Here is an 18,704-nt window from a genome sequence, read left to right on the forward strand (position 1 = left end):
GCGCGGGCGGTATCGCCCGGCCCAGCCCGTCATTGCGGACCAGCCCGAGCGCAGGAAAGTCGGGTGGACCGTCGCCTAGACCGGGTTCGGCGGATCGCGGCCTTCGGCGATGGCCACGGCGTTGTCCATCGCCATGCGGCCCATGTCTTCGCGCACTTCCAGCGCGGCTGTGCCCAGATGCGGCAACAGAACGACGTTTTCGAGGGCCATGAGGGCGGCGGGAACGTGAGGCTCCCGCTCGTAGACATCAAGGCCCGCGCCCGCAATCCCGCCGTTTTGAAGCGCCGCAATCATCGCCGCCTCGTCCACCACGTCGCCGCGGGCGATATTCACGAGGATGGCCTGCGGCTGCATCGCCGACAGGGCTGCGGCATCGATGATGTGGAACGTCTCGGGCGAGGCGGGGACGGCGGTGACGACGATATCGGCCGTTTGACAAACCTCCACGACAGACGCCAGTTGCCGCGCACCCGGCACGGATTTGACAGAGCGGTTGTGGAATACAACGTCCATGCCGAAGCCGTGGTGACAGCGCCGCGCGATCGCTTGCCCGATGCGGCCCATGCCGATCACGCCGAGCGTCTTCCCCGATATGTGCATCCCCAGCATCTGCGTCGGGTGCCAGCCCTGCCAGTTGCCCGCGCGCACCATGCGTTCGCCCTCGCCCGCGCGGCGAGCCGTCATCAGGATCAGTGTCAGGGCGATATCGGCGGTCGCATCGGTCACCGCGCCGGGGGTGTTGGTCACGACCAGGCCCGCCTTGCGCGCGGCTTCGACGTCGATGTGGTTATAGCCCACGCCAAAGTTCGCCAACCCCTTCGCCCGGATCGTTCCGGTAAAGGCGTCGTCCCCGAAGGCATCGCCCAGCGTCGGCAGGATCACGTCGTAATCGGCCAGCGCGTCGCGACTCTCCGACAGGTCCATCGGCTGCGTCGTATCGCGGCAGGTGACGTCGAAATGGTCGCGCAGGGCATCCATCACGCTGTCGGGCAGGGCGCGGGAAACGAGGAGTTTCGGCAGATCCGTCAATGCATCCGCCCCCCGTCCGGCACGGACTGATCGGGGGCCAGCAGGACGACTTCGCCGTCCGGATCGGGAACACCCAGCACCAGAACCTCGGACATGAATTTGCCGATCTGGCGGGGCGGAAAGTTCACCACGGCGACGACCTGTCTGCCGACAAGGCCATCCGGAGTATAGTGCGCCGTAACCTGGGCCGAGGTCTTGCGTTCGCCAAGATCGCCGCCGAAATCGACCCACATCTTGATGGCGGGTTTACGCGCCTCGGGAAAAGGTTCGGCGCGGGTGATCGTGCCGACGCGGATGTCGACCTTGAGGAAATCGTCGTATGTGATGTTCATTCCCGAAGCTCCTTCGATCGGTCTGAGGCGGCTTTGACGGTGCGGGCCATCAGGTCGGGCAACTCGGCCATCAGCACTTCCAGCCCGGCTTGGGTGGTGCCGTTCGGGCTGGTGACGTTGATCCGCAGTTGTGCCGGATCTTCGCCGGTCATGGCCAGCGCGCCTGCCCCGGCCACGGTCGCGCGCGCCAGGCGGGCCGCCAGCTCGGGGTCCAGCCCCTGCGCCACGCCGGCCGCGGCCAGCGTCTCGATCATGTGAAAGACATAGGCCGGGCCGGAGCCGGACAGCCCGGTGACCGCATCCATCCGGTCTTCGTCGTCCAACCGGACCACTTCGCCGACGGCGGACAGGAATTGCCCGGCCAAATCAAGATCGGCGGGGGTGGCGGCGGAATTCCCGACAAGGGCGGTGATGCCCTTGCCGACCGCCGCCGGGGTGTTCGGCATGGCGCGCACGATGCGGGCGTCCGACCCGAACGCGGCTTCGAAGGCGGCGATGGGCGTGCCCGCGGCGATCGAGACGAACAGGGTGTCGGTCAGCGACTGCAAGGCGGGCAGGGCGTCGCCCATCATCTGCGGCTTGACGGCGATCAGGGCAATGGCGGGGGCGGCGGGCAAATCGGTATTGATGCGAACGCCCGTGCCGCGCAGCCAGTCCGATGGCTTGGGGTCCAATACGGTAACGGCGGCTGGCGACAGGCCGCGATCGAGCCAGCCGGCCAGCATCGCGGAACCCATCTTGCCGCAGCCCAGAAGCACGACTCCGCGTGTGTCGATATCGGTGAAATCCATGCGCAACCCTCCGGGGTCTGACCCTAGGGCCTGTCCGGTGCGAGGAAAAGATCAGGCGTGGCCGTAAGCCTCGGCCATGGCGATCTGCATTGCGACATGCGGCGCGCGACCGCCCCAGCACACCAGTTGGAAGGCCGGATAGTAGCGCTCGCCGGCCATGATCGCTTCGGCCACCATATGGTTGACCTGATCGACCTGTGCGCAGACACCGCCCGCGAGGACGAGGCCATACCGCCAGATCATCATCTTCCGATCCTTCAGATAGCTGAAGGATCCGGCCCAGCATTCGTCGTTGGCAAGATTCAAGGTCTCGTAGAGACGCGGCAGACTGGTCTCCGGCGGCTGCATCTCGAAGCAACAGATCAGCCGCAGGGTTTCGTCCGTCTGGGACCATGCAAGAGTGACGGAGTAGTTGCGCCACTGTCCTTCGACCTGCATGGAAATCTGGTCGTCTCCAACCCGATCGAAGGCCCAGTCGTGGCTTTCGGCCACGGTCTCGACCAAATCGATCGGGTGGAGGTCGCCTGTTTCTGAAAACTGCTGCCGTTCGTGAAGCATGTCCCGCCTTCTTCTACGCCCATAGGACTGGTGGAGAACGCGACCCATATGATCGTCTCTATGTCCCCTCTACAATATATGGTGCAGGCAAGTGACGTTTCTGTAAAGGGAGGATTTGCGCTTCTCCACAGCTTTTCCAACGATCCGGCCTGCTGGCGCATGATTTTCGCAGGTCACGCGCATGTCAGGGGACTTCGCCGATCGCAGCCTTAAATCAGGGGCATGAAACATATCGCATCGGCCATCGCCGCCGTCCTCCTCGCTTCGACCAGCCTTGCCGGTTCCGCAACGGCGCAGCCCCTTCTATTCGATAAAAATTGGACGGAACAGGGTTTCTTTCGCCTGTTTTCAAATGATTATCGCATGCAGGGGGCATCTTTGCAGGTTGTGTCCGACGGCACCGTATCGTTGCTGTGGCGGGCAACGCCAGTGTCGATGCAGGGCGCGACGCGCGCCAGTTGGGGCTGGGCCGTGGCCGAGGGGGTGCCTGCGACCGACCTGAGCCGCAAGGGCGGGGACGACCGCAACCTGGCGATTTATTTTGCCTGGACCACGCCCGCGAAGGCCGCGGGCCTTAATCCGAAGCGTGCGACGGCTTTGCTGCGGGATACGGATACGCGGGTGCTGGTCTATGTCTGGGGCGGTGACGACGTCCGCGGCACCCTGCAGGACAGTCCCTATCTTGCAGGCATGAAAACCATCGTCCTGCGTCCGGCGGGGACCGGACAGCAAAGTGAAAGCGTCGATCTGGCGGCGGATTATGCCCGCGCATTCGGCGGGACACCGGGTCTGCTGGTCGGCGTCGGCATTTCGGCGGACAGCGACGATACCGGCAGCACGATCCGCGCCAGCGTCACCGCACCGGACTTGCGCTGACCGCCCGCGACTTTACCGTCGCACCGATCAGCGCGGGAGGGTGCGATGGACTTGAGCGGATGCGGAGCGGCGATCACGGGCGGGGCCGGAGGTTTGGGCGAGGCGGTCGCACGGCATATTGCCGGGGCGGGCGGGACTGTCGCGATCCTTGATCTTGACGACAAGGGGGCGGACATTGCCGAAGATCTGGGCGGGACATTTCACAAGCTGGATGTGACGGACGCCCCAGCCTGCGCCAGGATTCTGGCAACCGTGGCGGAGGGGCACCGGCTGGACCTGATGGTCAATTGCGCGGGCGTCGCGCCTGCCGCCAGGACCGTGGGTCGCGACGGGGCGCATGATCCGGCGCTGTTCGCCAGAACCGTCGGCATCAATCTGATCGGCACGTTCAACTGTGCCTCGGCCGCCGCCGCGATCATGGCGGAGCAGGATGGCCGGGGGCCGGACGGCGAGCGCGGCGTAATCGTGAACACGGCTTCGATCGCGGCCTACGACGGCCAGATGGGTCAGATCGCCTATGCCGCGTCCAAGGGCGGCGTGGCGGCGATGACCCTGCCGATGGCGCGCGATCTGGCGCGGTCGGGCATTCGCGTCGTCGCCGTGGCCCCCGGCCTGTTCCTGACGCCGATGATGACGGCGTTCCCGCAGGACATTCAGGACAGGCTTGGCGCACAGGTGCCCTATCCTCCGCGTCTGGGACATCCGGCGGAATTTGCCGCGCTGGTCGGCCATATCGCGACCAACCCGATGCTGAACGGAGAGGTCATCCGGCTGGACGGGGCGATCCGCCTGGCGCCGAAATGACCGATCTGTCGGGGTGGGCGTCGCTGGAATGGACCGCATCCGACATGCTGGAGTGGCGATATGCGCGGCTGGAACGCTGGCCGCGCATTGCGGTTCGGTTTCGCCCATAAGGGGATGTTCCGGCAGCACATGGTGGTCAAGGGCGCGAACCGCGATACGGCGTGGTTCGCCATTATCGACGGGGACTGGCCCCAGGTGCGGGCGGCGCATATGGCATGGCTGGCACCGTCGAACTTCGACGCGGGTGGCCAGCAGCTTCGGTCCCTGTCGGAGTTCGCAGCCGCCTGAAAGACCCGCCTACACCACCCGTCGTTCGCCAAGCCGTTCGGCAATCAGGCGGCGCAGGCGCGGGCGCAGGTCGTCCATCGTCTGTGCGGCCAGGCCTTCCGCCTCGGCCAGAAGTACGGGATCGTGGCCGGTGCGCGCCAATCCAGCGAGAAAATTGGCCACGAAGCGGGGCGCGATACTCTCGTCCCCCAACAGACGATCCGCATAGGCAAAATCTTCCGACAGGGCGAGGCGATCCGGCTGGACGGTTTCGGTGCCGACAACGCTCAGGCCATTGGGCCAGTCTTCCGCCGGAAGATGGCGCAGGATGATCTGTTGAAACGTGGCGAGGCTTTCTATGGGTTTTGGCAGAAAGCCGTCGGCCCCGGCGGCGCAGGCCTCCGCCTCCACCTCGTCACGGGGCTGACCGGAGGTGGCGAGCAGGACCGTGGGACGCTGCGTGGCACTGGCGAGACGTGAAATCAGCTCCAGCCCCGAACCGTCGGGCAGGCCCAGGTCGACGATGGCGATCCCGGCGCGATAGGTCAGCAGGTGCCGTTCCGCCGACGCGATGCAGTCGGCCCGGCGGATGCGCGCACCGGACCGCAGGGCCAGCATGCGCACCGCCTCGGACGCGAACCGGCTGTCTTCGACCAACAGGACGGTCTGGCCCAGAAGCGGACGTTGCGGGGTGGGTGCAGGGCGCACCAGCATGTCGGGATCCATCATCGTGCCTCTCCTCATCTTTCGTCTGACAGTTGCGCATTACATCCCTAACGAATGATGAACGGCGCGCGACAAATCGCGCAGGCCGCTTGCGGGGGCCGGGGCCGCATCGCATAACGCCGCACAAAGGCATAAGGGGCGCGACATGATCGGCAAGCTGAACCACGTGGCCATCGCGGTCCCCGATCTGGACGCCGCCGCCGCGCAATACCGCGATACGCTGGGGGCACGGGTGAACCCGCCGCAGGACGAGCCGGACCATGGCGTCACGGTCGTGTTCATCGACCTGCCGAACACCAAGATCGAACTGCTGCACCCGTTGGGCGACGACAGCCCGATCAGTGGGTTTCTGGCCAAGAACCCGTCGGGCGGCATCCATCACATCTGTTATGAAGTGGATGACATCCTGGCGGCCCGCGACCGTTTGATCGCCTCGGGCGCACGGGTGCTGGGATCGGGCGAGCCGAAGATCGGAGCACATGGCAAGCCGGTCCTGTTCCTGCATCCGAAGGATTTCACCGGAACGCTTGTCGAACTGGAGCAGGTCTGATGGGTATATTCTCCGCTTTCGTCCTTTTCGCCATGGTTTGGGCCATGGTCTTCCTGATCGGGCTTCAGGTCGGGCAGGACACGCAGGGCGACCGGGGTGAACGGGTGCCCGGCACCCATGTTTCGTCACCGGTCGAATTCAACCTGTGGCGTCGCGTGGGCATCGCCACGGCGATCACGCTGGTTCTCTGGGTGCCGCTGGTCTGGTTCATCATGTCCGGGACACTGAGTATCGACGACCTGCGCCGTTGGACCGGACGGCCCGAATTCGGCGGCTAGACCCGGTTCAGACGGTGAAACTGGTGCGCGAAACTGGCCGCACCGATGACCGGGACCAGCAGGTTCAGCACCGGCACCGACAACGGGATCGCCATCAGCACACCCATCGCCCAGATGGCACCCCGGTTGCGGCGGCGGAACGCCTGCGCCTCGGCCACGGGCATCCGGCGGAGGGCGACCATCTGCGCATATTCCCGCCCCAGTAAAAACCCGTTCACTGCCCAGAAGATGAACAGCGCGAAGGGCGCGAGAAAGATATAGGCGATCAGGGCCAGAAGGTTCGCGGCAATGACGAGGCCGAGAAACCCGGCACTTTCGCGCAACATCTCGCCCCAGCCCTGATGCCGGGCGGGGGGCAGGTGGGGATAGTGGCGATCCTCGACCGCGTCGACGATCCGGTCGAGGAACAGTCCGGTGAAGGCGGACGCGACCGGCACCATCAGGAAGATCGACGCGATCAGCGTGAAGGGGACAGCGGCCCACCCTGCCGCATTGTCGAGCCAGGTGACTTCGCCCAGCCACGGCAGGGTGACAGAGGGGCCGACAAGGGCCGCTGCGCCCCAGACCAGCAGGGCGGAGAACCCGATCAGAAGTGCCAGCGACAGCCCGACACCGGCAAGCAGGACGCGGCGAAAACGCGGGTCGCCGAGTTGCAAAACTGCGCGGAGTGCGTCGTCGATCATGCCTCCACCCATGTTGTCAGGGCATCGACGTCCGGTCGCGGGCGGTCGGGTGGCGCGGAGGTCTCGGTGCCCAGAACAATGAAGCCCGCGACGTATTCGGATGCGGCAAGATCCAGCCCCCGTGTCAGCCAGTCACGGTCCGTCGCCATCCAGCCCGACAGCCAGTTTGCCCCCCATCCCGCCGCCAGCGCAGCGTTCACCAGGCCGAGGCAGACCGCCCCGGCGGACAACGTCTGTTCGATGGCGGGAACCTTGTCGGACGGTTGCGGCGATCCGATCACGGCGACCATCGCGGGTGCGTCGGTGAACATTGCACGGGCCTTGGCCAGCTTGTCGGCATCGCGATCCTGCGCCGCGCCCAGCCGCGTCGTCAGATCGGCCAGCCGGATCAGCGCCGCATCCCGCAAGACGATCAGGCGCCAGGGCTCCAGCTTGCCATGATCGGGAACGCGCAGGGCGGCGGTCAGCATCGGTTCCAGCGCCGCGCGATCCGGGGCGGGGGCCACCAGCGTCTTGGCCGGGCGGGACCGGCGGGTCAGCAGGAACGCCGTCACGTCGGGGCGCGGGGTCAGGGGCGGCAGTGCAGTCATGGGGGCATCCTTCGGTTGGCAGGTCATGTCGCCCGCCAAGGGGACGGTTTCAAGGCCGGAGCGCCAGGGCAACGGCGGCAAGTTCCGCCGGAGCCTCGTTTCCGCCGGGGGTGAAACAGGCGACGACGGGTGATCCGGGGCAATCCGGGACGGCATAGACGGCGTTGGCCGAGAATGGACCGCCGCCGGAATGGCCGATGGCGCGGCCCGCCGATCCCACGTCGCCGATCATCAGCCCCAGACCATAACCGGCCCGCGTCCACGGTCGGCCGGGGTCGGAGAATGACAGTGGTCGGTCGTCCTGCATCTGTGCCAGCGACGGGTCCGACAGAATAGCCCGCAGCATTCGCACGGCATCTGTCGGGGTGCCCATGACGCAACCATGCGCGACCCAGCCGGGATGATATCCGTTTGCCGCAAAAGGCAGATCGGCAAAATCCTCGACGGACTGTGCAAGGCGCACGGAGGACAGGCCGAGCGGAATGGCCAACCGATCGCGCAGCAAGGTGGCAAGGGGCGTAGCTGCGGCATCTTCCAGCGCCTGCCGGGCCAGCAGATAGCCGATGTTGGAATAGGCGAACCGGGTGCGCGGTGGCGTGCCGGGCCGGTCCGGCGGGACGGCGCGCAGAAAGTCGTCGGCGGACCAGACCGGGTCGGCTGCCATGACGGCGGCCTGATAGGCCCTCAGGAGACCATAATCGCCCAAACCGGCGCGATGCCGGAGGAGATCGCGGATCGTCCACGCCCGGCCGGGACACGGCGCATCCAGCGACAGCTCTCCCCGTGCCGCTGCGTTGACGCAGAGGGCGGCGATAATCGTCTTGCTGAAACTCCACCAAGGAAGGGCGGGGGCGGGGTCTGCGACAAGTGTTCCGTCGGCGTCTAGACGGGCTGTGATGGTAGTCATGCACCGAGGGTTTCAGACGTCCCGATCTGCTGCAAGGGGACCGTCTGGGCGGGTTTCCGCTGGAAGGTGACGCAGGGGAAGCATCGCGCGCGCCGGCGGCCCGCCGTGACCTACCATCGCCTGTGGCACATGCCGGTATCTGGGAGGATCATCATGACGAAGCACATCAGTCATCTGTCGCGCAGGCAGGCCCTTGGAGCGCTTGGCGGAGGGGCGGTCGCGCTGACCGGCGTAGCCGCGAACGCGCAATCCACGGCGGTCGAGCCGCTCTCGACCATTACCACGCCGCGCCGCGAGTTCGGCCCCGATGCTGACCCGAACGTGTATTTCTGGGACCCCGATCTGGTTGCGGCCGAGGATGGCTTCTGGGGCGTGATGCAGCCCAATGCGTCGATCGAACGGCTCTGGACCGGGGCGCGCTGGGCCGAGGGACCGGCCTGGAACAGCGTCGGAAAATACCTGATCTGGTCCGATATTCCCGAAAACCGGCAGATGCGCTGGCTGGACGAGGACGGACACGTCTCGGAGTTCCGCAAACCGTCGAACAATTCCAACGGCAACAGCTTCGATTATCAGGGACGGCAATTGTCGGCCGAACATCTGACGCGCCGGGTCGTGCGCTATGAACTGGACGGGTCGGTCACGATCCTGGCCGATATGTTCGAGGGCAAGCGGTTCAATTCGCCCAACGATATCGTGGCGCACCCCGACGGCAGCTATTGGTTCACGGATCCGCCTTATGGCGGGCAATTGTATGAAGGCGCGCCGGATGCCGCCGGTGGCCCGTCGAATGCTGCCGGATTGCTGAACCCGCGTCTGGGTCAGCCGCCCGAAATCGGCGACTGGAACCGGGAGATGGAGACCGCGACCTACCGCGTCGATGGCTCCGGCACCGTGACGCGCGTGGCGACCGAGGCGGATGCTGCGGACCCGAATGGTCTGTGTTTCTCGCCCGATCAATCGGTTCTGTATATCGCCTCGACCGGCAAGGGTCCGGGCGACACCGGGCCGGGCGGCAATGGCGAGATCATAGCGATGGATGTCGCCGCCGATGGCACGCTGTCGAACCGGCGCGTGTTTTCGGACTGCGTGGTGGACGGCGTAAAATGCGGGCCGGACGGATTGCGGACGGACGTGGCGGGCAACGTCTGGGCGTCATCGAATGCAGGCCGCAACGTCGGCTATTCCGGGGTAACGATCTGGACGCCGGAAGGCACGTTGCTGGGCCGTATCCGCCTGCCGGAAGTTTGCGGCAACATCTGTTTTGGCGGGCCAAAGCGGAACCGCCTGTTCATGGCCGCATCGCAGTCGATCTATTCGGTCTTTACCGGGACGCAGGGGGCTGGGCCTGCTTGACCCAGCGGGCGCGCGGCCGGGGTCAGGCCCCAGCCGCGCCGTCCACCGGTTTCTTTGATGCCGCCTTTTTTGGCGCCGGTTTTTTGGCTGCGGTCTTCTTTGCCGCCGTTTTCTTCTTGGCGGCAGTTTTTTTCGTCGCCGCCTTCTTGGGCGACTTCGCGGCCTTCGCTGCGATCAGTTCCACCGCCTGCGCCATTGTGACGTCTTCGGGCGTCATCTCCTTGGGCAGGGTCGCGTTCACCTTCTCCCATTTGACGTAGGGGCCATAGCGACCTTCCATTACGTTGATGGGGCCACCGTTTTCGGGGTGTTCACCCAGTTCGCGCAGAGGGGCCGCCGCGGCACCGCGCCCGCCGCGTTTGGCCAGCTTTTCGGCCAGCACTTCAACGGCGCGGTTCATGCCGATGGTGAAGATCTCCTCCTCGTCCGGCAGGTTGGCGTAGACCTTGTTCCATTTGACGTAGGGCCCATAGCGCCCGAGGTTTGACTCGATTGGCTCACCGTCTTCAGGGTGGACGCCGATGTGACGGGGCAGGGACAAAAGCTGCAGAGCCTTGTCATAGTCGATGGTGTCAGGGGCCCAGCTTTTGGGCAGACTGGAGCGTTTGGGTTTCTTGTTTTCGTCCGTCGCTTCGCCCAGCTGAACATACGGCCCGAAGCGCCCGGATTTCAGCCAGACCTCCAGCCCGGATTCCGGCTCCACGCCCAGCATGCGTTCGTCGCCCTGCTGCTCCCCCTCCAGGCCCGGAGGGCCGAAGGGGCGGGTATAGCGGCATTCGGGATAGTTCGAGCAGCCGATGAAGGCCCCCCCGGATCGCGCCGTGCGCATCGACAGGCGGCCCGCCTCGCATTTCGGACACAGGCGCGGATCGGTGCCGTCGCCCTTGTCGGGGAAGATATGCGGCTCCAGCACTTCGTTTATCTTCTCGAGGACTTCGGTGATCCGAAGCTCCGATGTCTCGCCGATGGCCGCCGAAAAGTCGCGCCAGAAACGGGCCAGAACGTCCTTGTAGTCCTTGTCGCCGGCGGAAACCTCGTCCAGTTCCTCCTCCAGCCCGGCAGTGAAGTCATAGCTGACGTAGCGCCGGAAGTAATTCGACAGGAAGACCGTCACCAGCCGCCCCTGATCTTCGGGGAACAGGCGGTTGCCTTCCTTGCGGGCATATCCGCGGTCGACGATGGTCGACAGGATGCTGGCATAGGTCGACGGGCGCCCGATGCCCAGTTCTTCCATCTTCTTGACCAGCGTCGCCTCGGTGTAGCGCGGCGGCGGCTGGGTGAAGCTCTGCTGACCCAGAACCGCGTTCGAGGGGGCCTTGATCAACTGGTTCTCGGACGTCTCATCGGCATAGGCGGCGACTTTCTTGGCCGCATCGCCTTCGTGGATCGCGGGCAGGCGCTTGTCGTCCTCGGAGGTCGCGGCATCGTCGTCGCGGCCTTCGGTATAGACCTTCATGAAGCCATCGAAAATCACGACCTGACCGGTGGCACGCAGTTCGACCTGCTCGTCCTTGTCGCGGATCGTGACGGTCGTGCGTTCCATCCGTGCACCCGACATCTGGCTGGCCAGTGTGCGCTTCCAGATCAGGTCGTAGAGTTGCTTCTGGTCTTTTTCCAGGCGCAGTTCGTCCGCTGCCTTGGTCATATCGGTCGGGCGGATACATTCGTGCGCTTCCTGCGCGTTCTTGGCCTTGTTCTTGTAGATGCGTGGCTCGGGCGGGATGTAGTCCCTGCCGTACCGGTCGGCGATGGCATCGCGCGCCTCGGTCACGGCTTCGGGCGCCATGTCGATACCGTCGGTCCGCATGTAGGTGATGTGCCCGGCTTCATACAGGCGCTGCGCCGTCGACATGCAGGCCTTGGCGCCCATGCCGAATTTGCGGCTGGCTTCCTGTTGCAGGGTCGAGGTCATGAAGGGCGGGCTGGGGTTGCGGCTGGCGGGTTTGGCCTCAACGCCGGTGACGGTCAGCGTGCGGCTTTCGACGGCCTGCACGGCGAGTTCGGCCTGCGTCGCGTCGGCCAGGTCGAAGCGGTCCAGTTTCTTGCCGGCCAGCGAGACCAGACGCGCTTCGAAGGTCTGACCACGCGGGGTTTCCAGCATGGCGCGAACCGACCAGTATTCGCGGGCATCGAAGGCCTCGATCTCCATCTCGCGGTCGACGACCAGGCGCAGGCAGACGGACTGCACCCGGCCCGCCGATTTCGATCCGGGCAGCTTGCGCCACAGCACCGGCGACAGGTTGAAGCCGACCAGATAGTCCAGCGCGCGGCGCGCCAGATAGGCGTGGACCAGCGGCGTGTCGATTTCGCGCGGGTTGGCGATGGCCTCCTGCACGGCCTTTCTGGTGATGGCGTTGAAGGCCACGCGGCTGACCGGCATGTCCTTCTTGATGCCCCGGCGGTTGAGCAGCGCCTCTTGCAGGTGCCAGGAAATCGCCTCGCCCTCGCGATCGGGGTCGGTGGCCAGGATCAGGTTCGGGTCGTCGGCCAGCGCATCGGCGATGTCCTTGATGCGTTTCTTGCTGTCGGCAGGGATTTCCCAGATCATGTCGAAACCGTTTTCGGTATCGACGCTGCCGTCCTTGCCGACCAGGTCGCGAACGTGGCCATAGCTGGCCAGGACGGTGTAACCCTTGCCAAGATATCCGTTGATTGTCTTGGCTTTGGCCGGGGATTCGACGACGACGACGGGCATGGGCGGAAACCTCGGACTGTTCGATCTGGGGGATCTGTCGGCGTGTATTCGGGCCTGTCCCCTTGGGCCGCGGACCATGTGGGGGGCACCGGGGGATTGTCAATGGCGGCGGTTTTGCGCGTATTCGGAAGGCCGGGGGCGCGTCCCCCATCGGTCAGGGGACGATTTCCGGGGCCATGTCCGGTGCAAGGATCGGGGCGCAGGGGTCAGAGGCGGACAAACCCGCCCCCGGCGCGGCGGGCGATAACGCCGGTCAGTTCCATCTCCGAGAGGTGCGTGGCGAGATGGCGCGCGGCGACGGTGCCGGTCTGCGACAGGTCGCGCAGCAACTGATCCTCCGGCACGGGGACAGGAGACAGAAGCGACAGGATGCGGTCGCGTAGGGCCGGGTCTTCGGGAATGGCGGAAACAGGCTCGGGCGGTTGCGCAACGGGTTCTGACGGAAATTCAGGAGCAGGCGCAAGGCTGGCCAGAACCTCCAGCACGTCATCGGCCCCGCGCACCAGCGTCGCGCCATCGCGCAGCAGGATGTTGCAGCCCGAGGCCCGTCCGTCGAACGGGTGGCCCGGCACCGCCAACACGTCGCGGCCCTGATCCAGCGCATCGCGGGCGGTGATCATGGAGCCGGATTTGGCCGCCGCCTCGACCACGATGACCAGTTGCGCCACGCCCGACACGATCCGGTTGCGCCGGGGAAAGTCGCGGGCCTGTGGCGACAGGCCGAAGGGTCGTTCCGAAAGGGCGCAGCCCTGTTCGGCGATCTTTGCCGCCAGTTCGGTATTTTCCGCCGGATAGACACAATCAAGCCCGCCCGCATGGACTGCGACCGTGCCGCCCGACAGCGCCGCATCGTGGGCGACGGCATCGACGCCGCGGGCAAGACCGGAGGCGATGACGACGCCCGCCGCAGACAGGTCGCGGGACAGTGCGCGGGCCATGCGCAGGGCCAGCGAGGAGGCGTTGCGCGTGCCGACGATGGCGACGGTCGGGCGGGTCAGGATGGATGGATTGCCCTGCGCCCAGAGGATCGGGGGAGCCGAAGTTATTTCGGCCAGACGGGCAGGGTATCCGGGCGCACCGAGCGTCAGCAGGCGCGCGCCGTGTTTGCGCGCAGCACGGATTTCGCGGCGGATCGTTGCCTCGTCGGCGGCCGTGTAATCGGCGTCGCCTGCGGCGCGCGCGATTTCTGGAAGGGCGGTCAGCGCGGCCTGCGCGGAGCCATGTTCGACGATCAGTCGGCGGAAGGTGGCAGGGCCGACACGCCGGGAACGCGACAGGCGCAGGCGCGAGAAAAGTTCGTCCTGCGATGGCGGGGCGTCGAATAGGGGAATCGGTGTTTCGGCCATGGAATCGGGAAGGTCGAAGGTATCGGGAATCGCGTAATTCATGGACTGCAGGTTGGCAGGTGGATCGTTGAGAATTGGTTAACGCGGCGCGAAGGCGGATGGCAGGGCGAGACTGCCTGGCGCACCGGGGGTCAGGCCGCTGTCAGGTTCAGCAAGGAGCGAGAACGACGTCTCCGACGACCGGCGCAGGCAAGGCAGGACGATCGCGACCGCTCGGGCCGCAAAGCAGACAGGCATAGTGTCGCGCCTCGTCAGGCGACCCGCGTGGACAACAACCGTGAGAAAACGCACTCAAGCGGCCGACCCACCCACTGTCAGACCGCCAATCAGCAATGTTGGCTGGCCGACGCCCACCGGCACCCATTGTCCGGCCTTGCCGCAGTTGCCCATGCCGGGGTCCAGCGCCATGTCGTTGCCGATGGCGCGGATGTTGGTCAGCGCTGTCGCGCCGTCGCCGATCAGGGTCGCGCCCTTGACCGGGTCGCCGACGATGCCGTTCTTCACGCGGTAGGCTTCGGTGCAGGAGAACACGAACTTGCCGTTGGTGATGTCGACCTGTCCGCCGCCGAAGCCGACGGCGTAGATGCCGTCTTTCACGTCCGCTACGATATCGCCGGGCGCCACGTCGCCGCCCAGCATATACGTGTTGGTCATGCGCGGCATCGGCGCGTGGGCATAGGACTCGCGGCGCCCGTTGCCGGTGGGCGCGACGCCCATCAGGCGGGCGTTCTGCCGGTCCTGCATGTAGCCGACCAGAATGCCGTCCTCGATCAGCGTGTTCTTCGCCGATGGCGTACCCTCGTCATCGACGGTGATCGACCCGCGCCGGTCAGGGATGGTGCCGTCGTCCAGCACGGTCACGCCGGGGGCAGCGATGCGCTGACCCATCAGGCCTGCGAAAGCGGACTGGTTCTTGCGGTTGAAATCGCCCTCCAACCCGTGACCGATGGCCTCATGCAGCAGGATGCCGGGCCAGCCCGCGCCCAACGCGACGTCCATGACACCGGCAGGGGCGGGCACGGCGGACAGGTTCACGACGGCGATGCGCAACGCTTCGCGGGCCAGCCCCTTCCAGTGGTCCCGCGCCATCAGTCCGGTCAGTGCCACGCGACCGCCGCCGCCTGCGGTGCCGGACTCGCGGCGGCCGTTTTCCTCGACGATGATCGACACGTTCAGGCGGACCATGGGCCGGGCGTCCGAGACGGATGTGCCCTCGGCGCGCAAAATCTCGACCTCCTGCAGGGACGCGGCCATCGAGGCGCTGACCTGCACCACGCGGGGGTCAAGGGCGCGGGCGTAGGCGTCGATTTCGCGCAGGGTCTCCAGCTTGACGGTGAAAGCCTGCCCGGTGATCGGATTGTCGTCAGTATAAAGCCTGCGGTTGGTGCCCATGGGTGCATCGGCCAGTGTCCCGCCGCCGTCGCCGACCGCCAGACGCGCCGTTTCGGACGCACGTTTCAGGGCGCTTTCCGAAATTTCGGTTGAATGGGCATAGCCCGCCGTCTCGCCCCGCACGGCGCGCAGGCCGAAACCTTCGGACGCGTCATAGCTGGCCGTCTTGACCCGGCCATCATCGAACACGACCATTTCCGAGCGGCGGCGTTCGAGGAACAGCTCGCCGTCGTCGGCCCCGGCGAGCGTGTCGCGCAGGATGCCGAGCGCGGCATCGCGGTCCAGCAGGGTGTCGAAGGGGCGGAAGGGGGCGTCGGTCATGGTGGAGTCCTCGGGCAGGTGCAAAGGTCACATAGGGGCAAATGGGCCTGGACCCCAGAGGCAGGCGGGAGAATCGGCGACCCCGAAACATTAGGAAAGCCGAAGACTTCGTTCGCAAGAACACGAATTTCGGGAGGTGGGCGCATTTTACGGCGCCGACGACGCGGGTCGGACCCGGGGGTGATCCACGGGTGATCTGCGTCGGACGTCGATTTCCTCTGGCCCGGTTAACAGGATGTGAAGGGCGACATCCTCAGGGCAGTTTCAGAGAGATGGGGTCGGTGTGTTCCGCTGAACGACACGGCGGCATGTCGATTGCGGACCCGGTCGCCGAGGCAGGTCGTCCGTAGCAGGTGCGGCGGCCTGACAGCCTTGGACCAAAGAATGCCCGGTTCGGGTCCAGAGTTATCAATGCTGCGATTTTCACTAACTCCTGCTTCGAGAGGCCATAGATTTCTTGTGATGTGCCAAATACCACTATAAAAAACCTTAGCCCCGCGAAGGACTTGCTGCATGGCGATATATTTCATCAGACACGGACAGTCAGAGTTCAATGCTGCTTATCAAGGTGCGGCGGATCCCTTTATCTTCGACGCACCGCTCACCGAGCTTGGGTTTCGACAAGCCGCAGACACAAGAACGAATATTTGGATTTGGAAGTTACACGCGTCGTCACGTCACCACTTACACGCGCCATTCAAACTGCTCAGACGATTTTTGATGGAATTGCAGCTATTGAAGTCAGGCATGAGAAATCAACTTTCCTGAGGATATTTCATCCTGTAGCTCGTCGGAATACCGCATGGCCAGTGTTTCCCCTCCCTTGCTGAGAGAACCACAGATCGCGAGAAATAACTCGGGAAGCACCTCCAGCGCGCGGTCTTGCTGCTCCTTTGACGCGAAGGTGCTTCGCTTCCCGTCCAGGTAGTCCTGCCACGTCAAGCCGGTCATGAAGCCGTTTTTCCTGTCGCGCTTATCAGTTCCCACGGGAACAGAGGCCCAGACCGGCGCGCCGATGGCAGTCACCGTCAGGACGTTCTTGCCCTTGCTCGCATCCCAGAACACTTTGTTATCCGGCCCAGGCGCCTCCGTCCTCGGAGACCGGTGCCGAAGAATTCCGGTTCGCAACCCTTCGAAGATCAATAGATACATACTCCCAACGGAACCTTCCCGGTCACGCCCACGAAATTTGTGCATGGAGATGTCCGGACTCACGGTCAGAATCGAACAGCCAAGGTTCCCACGGCCTCCGCCCCACTCCCTTACCCAGAACGAAAGACCGTCCTTCGTTTGGCCGCGTTTTTCCACCTCGTGCGGAACCAGAGGACCGAGATCAATGCCGTCCAGATCCATCGTTTGTCCTTCCAGGATTTCCATCAATAAACTGCCTTTTCTTATGAGAACTTTTTTAACCCACCGATGCCATCAGAGATCATCAAACCGGCCAACACATCGCCAACAGATGCATCAAAACTCGCATTCGTTTGCTTCATCGCTCAAGTTCTCTCATCGTGAATTTGCAGAGAAAATTGCATCGGACAAGCCTTGATTTTCAAAAGGATATCGCGCAGCGATGGTTGTGAACCCAAGATCGGTCAGCTGCCCCAGCCCATCGACCGACAGCCCTCATGAAGCCACGCAGAGAAAATGGCTCAAGAGTGCTTCTTGCCGCCGCCTCCCGAGATCCAGCTATATATCGCGGCTCATCCCTTCGTCGCGAGATCGCCACTGAACAGACCATGTCTTGCTGGTCGGATCGTCATCTGGGGTTGCCCACGGCGTCGGCCTATCTCGCCGATGCGCGTGCCGCACAGTCTTGCCGCCGCGTGGTAAAAAGAGTGCATTCTTGGCCAACATGCACTTAACCCGTCTTGGCGGGCGTGGGTCTATTCCGGGACAATCCCGGTCAGAATTTCGTGGTTTCAGACTCGTCCGGAAAATGAGCGAGGGGAAAGACCACGAGTAGTTCTGGAGATCGCGGCGATGGCGTGCGCACGCACGCGCGGCTCCCGATCGCTGGTGCGGATCCGGAACCGACATATCTTCCAATGCTGGCGGTTCAGGGCCCGTAACGGTTCGCGCGGTAGAGCTATTCGGAACAAAGCGGACTTTCGATAAGCGTCAGGGAACGGCAGCTTCGTCCCGCAGAGCGGACAGTCCCCTTCCGTGAACCTTCGTGAACCTTGTCGTCAAAAGCGCGTCGAGGTGTCCCGCAAAAGGGTGCGACACATGACCTCCGGGGCCTTGCGGAGTCGGGTCTGGATATGGTCTTACCCATCGTGAACACGAACGGGGCCGTTGCCTGCCCTGCCACGACAGACAGGATAGACATCATGAAGATGCGCAATCTGAAGGCCCTTGGCTTTGCCGCCGCCGCAACCCTGACCGCGCTGCCCGCCACGGCCCAGTCCATTCTGGGAGATCTGCCGATCATCGGCCAGCCGCAGCCCGGTGGCATCGGCTTCCAGCCCGCGGCGACCTCGCTGGCCGAGGAAGTCCACTGGCTCGATGGGTTTCTTCTTGTGATCATCACCGTGATCGTGCTGTTTGTGACCGGCCTGATCCTCTGGGTGGTGTTCCGCTATAACCGGAAGTCCAATCCCGAAGCAGCGGAGTTCACTCATAACTCGCCCCTGGAGGTCGCCTGGACGGTCGTGCCGATCCTGATCCTTGTGGTCATCGGAGCGTTCTCGCTGCCGGTCCTGTTCGACCAGCAGCGCATACCCGAAGGCGACGTGGTCGTGAAGGTCACCGGCTATCAGTGGTACTGGGGATATGAATACCCCGACGAGGAAGGTGTCGAATTCTCCAGCTACATGATCGGCGCGGACGCCGGAAACATGATGACACCCGAGGTCTCGGCCCAGCTGACGCAGGCCGGGTACACCGACGACCAGTTTCGTCTGGCAACTGACACGGCAGTCGTCGTGCCGGTGGGCAAGACGATCGTGATGCAGGTCACCGGCGGCGACGTGATCCATTCATGGACCATCCCCGCGTTCGGCGTGAAGCAGGATGGTGTCCCCGGACGTCTGGCCCAGCTTTGGTTCAGGGCAGACCGGGAGGGCATCTACTTTGGTCAATGCTCGGAGTTGTGCGGTATCGCCCATGCCTACATGCCGATCACGGTCAAGGTCGTGTCGGAAGAGAAATACGCCGAATGGCTGATCGCCATGAAGGCCGGCGAAATCGAAACCTGGTAA

Annotated in this window: 20 protein-coding genes; 8 read left to right on the forward strand and 12 right to left on the reverse strand. The window is 64.6% G+C overall.

The features are described from left to right. Positions 1 to 75 precede the first annotated feature (75 nt). Genes BMY38_RS05310 through BMY38_RS05325 form a run of 4 tightly spaced genes read right to left on the reverse strand, consistent with a single transcriptional unit; the run spans position 76 to position 2,710 of the window. Positions 76 to 1,020, reverse strand: a complete 945-nt coding sequence (locus BMY38_RS05310; protein WP_092761235.1) for a 2-hydroxyacid dehydrogenase — start codon at positions 1,018 to 1,020, stop codon at positions 76 to 78. A 5-nt stretch (positions 1,021 to 1,025) separates the two neighbouring features. Next, entirely contained in the window at positions 1,026 to 1,361 is a 336-nt protein-coding gene (locus BMY38_RS05315) for a tRNA-binding protein (RefSeq protein WP_092760416.1), read from the reverse strand. Continuing rightward, complete coding sequence (gene proC / locus BMY38_RS05320; RefSeq protein WP_092760418.1) at positions 1,358 to 2,152, reverse strand: pyrroline-5-carboxylate reductase; 795 nt, start codon at positions 2,150 to 2,152, stop codon at positions 1,358 to 1,360. Before proC ends, BMY38_RS05315 begins: the two co-directional genes overlap by 4 nt. A gap of 51 nt (positions 2,153 to 2,203) precedes the next feature. Continuing rightward, the gene (locus BMY38_RS05325) at positions 2,204 to 2,710 is read right to left on the reverse strand and encodes a type III secretion system chaperone family protein (RefSeq protein WP_092760420.1); all 507 of its coding nucleotides are present in this window, start codon (positions 2,708 to 2,710) and stop codon (positions 2,204 to 2,206) included. A 222-nt stretch (positions 2,711 to 2,932) separates the two neighbouring features. Here BMY38_RS05325 and BMY38_RS05330 point away from each other — a divergent pair, with 222 nt between their 5' ends. Genes BMY38_RS05330 through BMY38_RS17875 form a run of 3 tightly spaced genes read left to right on the forward strand, consistent with a single transcriptional unit; the run spans position 2,933 to position 4,678 of the window. Continuing rightward, positions 2,933 to 3,586: a DUF3047 domain-containing protein gene (locus BMY38_RS05330; RefSeq protein ID WP_092760422.1), complete on the forward strand. Its 654-nt coding sequence runs from the start codon at positions 2,933 to 2,935 to the stop codon at positions 3,584 to 3,586. 45 nt (positions 3,587 to 3,631) lie between these two features. Continuing rightward, on the forward strand, positions 3,632 to 4,390 hold the full coding sequence (locus BMY38_RS05335; RefSeq protein ID WP_092760424.1) for an SDR family NAD(P)-dependent oxidoreductase: 759 nt from the start codon (positions 3,632 to 3,634) through the stop codon (positions 4,388 to 4,390). Between the two features lie 60 nt (positions 4,391 to 4,450). Beyond that, complete coding sequence (locus BMY38_RS17875; protein WP_139204659.1) at positions 4,451 to 4,678, forward strand: GNAT family protein; 228 nt, start codon at positions 4,451 to 4,453, stop codon at positions 4,676 to 4,678. Between the two features lie 9 nt (positions 4,679 to 4,687). Here the strand turns inward: BMY38_RS17875 and BMY38_RS05340 are convergent, their stop codons facing one another. Continuing rightward, complete coding sequence (locus BMY38_RS05340) at positions 4,688 to 5,386, reverse strand: response regulator (protein WP_245737501.1); 699 nt, start codon at positions 5,384 to 5,386, stop codon at positions 4,688 to 4,690. A 142-nt stretch (positions 5,387 to 5,528) separates the two neighbouring features. On the opposite strand from BMY38_RS05340, the gene mce reads away from it, so the two are divergent. Together mce and BMY38_RS05350 are read left to right on the forward strand one after the other, a co-directional pair. Continuing rightward, complete coding sequence (gene mce / locus BMY38_RS05345; RefSeq protein ID WP_092760428.1) at positions 5,529 to 5,933, forward strand: methylmalonyl-CoA epimerase; 405 nt, start codon at positions 5,529 to 5,531, stop codon at positions 5,931 to 5,933. Further along, positions 5,933 to 6,211, forward strand: coding sequence for a DUF1467 family protein (locus tag BMY38_RS05350; RefSeq protein ID WP_092760430.1), 279 nt, complete (start codon positions 5,933 to 5,935; stop codon positions 6,209 to 6,211). Before mce ends, BMY38_RS05350 begins: the two co-directional genes overlap by 1 nt. Here BMY38_RS05350 and BMY38_RS05355 read toward each other — a convergent pair. From BMY38_RS05355 to BMY38_RS05365, 3 genes are read right to left on the reverse strand one after another with little or no spacing between them, the layout of a single operon-like run. Further along, entirely contained in the window at positions 6,208 to 6,894 is a 687-nt protein-coding gene (locus tag BMY38_RS05355; RefSeq protein WP_092760432.1) for an EI24 domain-containing protein, read from the reverse strand. The two genes, BMY38_RS05350 and BMY38_RS05355, sit on opposite strands and share 4 nt — an antisense overlap. Next, on the reverse strand, positions 6,891 to 7,484 hold the full coding sequence (locus BMY38_RS05360) for a nitroreductase family protein (protein WP_092760434.1): 594 nt from the start codon (positions 7,482 to 7,484) through the stop codon (positions 6,891 to 6,893). The genes BMY38_RS05355 and BMY38_RS05360 overlap by 4 nt, the downstream gene beginning before the upstream one ends. Before the next feature lie 49 nt (positions 7,485 to 7,533). Beyond that, complete coding sequence (locus BMY38_RS05365; protein ID WP_092760436.1) at positions 7,534 to 8,391, reverse strand: serine hydrolase domain-containing protein; 858 nt, start codon at positions 8,389 to 8,391, stop codon at positions 7,534 to 7,536. A 153-nt stretch (positions 8,392 to 8,544) separates the two neighbouring features. Here BMY38_RS05365 and BMY38_RS05370 point away from each other — a divergent pair, with 153 nt between their 5' ends. Beyond that, entirely contained in the window at positions 8,545 to 9,747 is a 1,203-nt protein-coding gene (locus tag BMY38_RS05370; RefSeq protein WP_092760438.1) for an SMP-30/gluconolactonase/LRE family protein, read from the forward strand. Between the two features lie 22 nt (positions 9,748 to 9,769). Here BMY38_RS05370 and topA read toward each other — a convergent pair whose 3' ends face one another. From topA to tldD, 3 genes are all read right to left on the reverse strand, one after another. Beyond that, positions 9,770 to 12,442 (reverse strand): type I DNA topoisomerase, encoded by a 2,673-nt coding sequence (topA, locus tag BMY38_RS05375; RefSeq protein ID WP_092760440.1) that lies wholly within the window; start codon positions 12,440 to 12,442, stop codon positions 9,770 to 9,772. Between the two features lie 206 nt (positions 12,443 to 12,648). After that, complete coding sequence (dprA, locus tag BMY38_RS05380) at positions 12,649 to 13,788, reverse strand: DNA-processing protein DprA (protein ID WP_092761237.1); 1,140 nt, start codon at positions 13,786 to 13,788, stop codon at positions 12,649 to 12,651. 291 nt (positions 13,789 to 14,079) lie between these two features. Continuing rightward, entirely contained in the window at positions 14,080 to 15,501 is a 1,422-nt protein-coding gene (tldD, locus tag BMY38_RS05385) for a metalloprotease TldD (protein ID WP_092760442.1), read from the reverse strand. Between the two features lie 513 nt (positions 15,502 to 16,014). Between tldD and BMY38_RS18675 the strand changes: the two genes are divergently transcribed. Then, entirely contained in the window at positions 16,015 to 16,269 is a 255-nt protein-coding gene (locus tag BMY38_RS18675) for a histidine phosphatase family protein (protein ID WP_139204660.1), read from the forward strand. Here the strand turns inward: BMY38_RS18675 and BMY38_RS05390 are convergent. After that, on the reverse strand, positions 16,243 to 16,878 hold the full coding sequence (locus BMY38_RS05390; protein ID WP_139204661.1) for a hypothetical protein: 636 nt from the start codon (positions 16,876 to 16,878) through the stop codon (positions 16,243 to 16,245). The genes BMY38_RS18675 and BMY38_RS05390 overlap by 27 nt on opposite strands. A 956-nt stretch (positions 16,879 to 17,834) precedes the next feature. On the opposite strand from BMY38_RS05390, the gene coxB reads away from it, so the two are divergent. Next, complete coding sequence (gene coxB / locus BMY38_RS05395; protein ID WP_425431620.1) at positions 17,835 to 18,704, forward strand: cytochrome c oxidase subunit II; 870 nt, start codon at positions 17,835 to 17,837, stop codon at positions 18,702 to 18,704.

The sequence above is a fragment of the Jannaschia helgolandensis genome (assembly GCF_900109285.1).
Taxonomy (GTDB): Bacteria; Pseudomonadota; Alphaproteobacteria; order Rhodobacterales; family Rhodobacteraceae; genus Jannaschia; species Jannaschia helgolandensis.

Coding starts and splice junctions, on each gene's coding strand:
- BMY38_RS05365 (WP_092760436.1), bottom strand. CDS start 8,391: ATGACTACCATCACAGCCCGTCTAGACGCCGACGGAACACTTGTCGCA.
- coxB (WP_425431620.1), top strand. CDS start 17,835: ATGAAGATGCGCAATCTGAAGGCCCTTGGCTTTGCCGCCGCCGCAACC.
- BMY38_RS17875 (WP_139204659.1), top strand. CDS start 4,451: ATGCGCGGCTGGAACGCTGGCCGCGCATTGCGGTTCGGTTTCGCCCAT.
- BMY38_RS05335 (WP_092760424.1), top strand. CDS start 3,632: ATGGACTTGAGCGGATGCGGAGCGGCGATCACGGGCGGGGCCGGAGGT.
- mce (WP_092760428.1), top strand. CDS start 5,529: ATGATCGGCAAGCTGAACCACGTGGCCATCGCGGTCCCCGATCTGGAC.
- proC (WP_092760418.1), bottom strand. CDS start 2,152: ATGGATTTCACCGATATCGACACACGCGGAGTCGTGCTTCTGGGCTGC.
- BMY38_RS05325 (WP_092760420.1), bottom strand. CDS start 2,710: ATGCTTCACGAACGGCAGCAGTTTTCAGAAACAGGCGACCTCCACCCG.
- BMY38_RS05370 (WP_092760438.1), top strand. CDS start 8,545: ATGACGAAGCACATCAGTCATCTGTCGCGCAGGCAGGCCCTTGGAGCG.
- topA (WP_092760440.1), bottom strand. CDS start 12,442: ATGCCCGTCGTCGTCGTCGAATCCCCGGCCAAAGCCAAGACAATCAAC.
- BMY38_RS05330 (WP_092760422.1), top strand. CDS start 2,933: ATGAAACATATCGCATCGGCCATCGCCGCCGTCCTCCTCGCTTCGACC.
- dprA (WP_092761237.1), bottom strand. CDS start 13,788: ATGGCCGAAACACCGATTCCCCTATTCGACGCCCCGCCATCGCAGGAC.
- BMY38_RS05315 (WP_092760416.1), bottom strand. CDS start 1,361: ATGAACATCACATACGACGATTTCCTCAAGGTCGACATCCGCGTCGGC.
- BMY38_RS18675 (WP_139204660.1), top strand. CDS start 16,015: ATGGCGATATATTTCATCAGACACGGACAGTCAGAGTTCAATGCTGCT.
- BMY38_RS05390 (WP_139204661.1), bottom strand. CDS start 16,878: ATGGAAATCCTGGAAGGACAAACGATGGATCTGGACGGCATTGATCTC.
- BMY38_RS05360 (WP_092760434.1), bottom strand. CDS start 7,484: ATGACTGCACTGCCGCCCCTGACCCCGCGCCCCGACGTGACGGCGTTC.
- BMY38_RS05350 (WP_092760430.1), top strand. CDS start 5,933: ATGGGTATATTCTCCGCTTTCGTCCTTTTCGCCATGGTTTGGGCCATG.
- BMY38_RS05340 (WP_245737501.1), bottom strand. CDS start 5,386: ATGATGGATCCCGACATGCTGGTGCGCCCTGCACCCACCCCGCAACGT.
- tldD (WP_092760442.1), bottom strand. CDS start 15,501: ATGACCGACGCCCCCTTCCGCCCCTTCGACACCCTGCTGGACCGCGAT.
- BMY38_RS05355 (WP_092760432.1), bottom strand. CDS start 6,894: ATGATCGACGACGCACTCCGCGCAGTTTTGCAACTCGGCGACCCGCGT.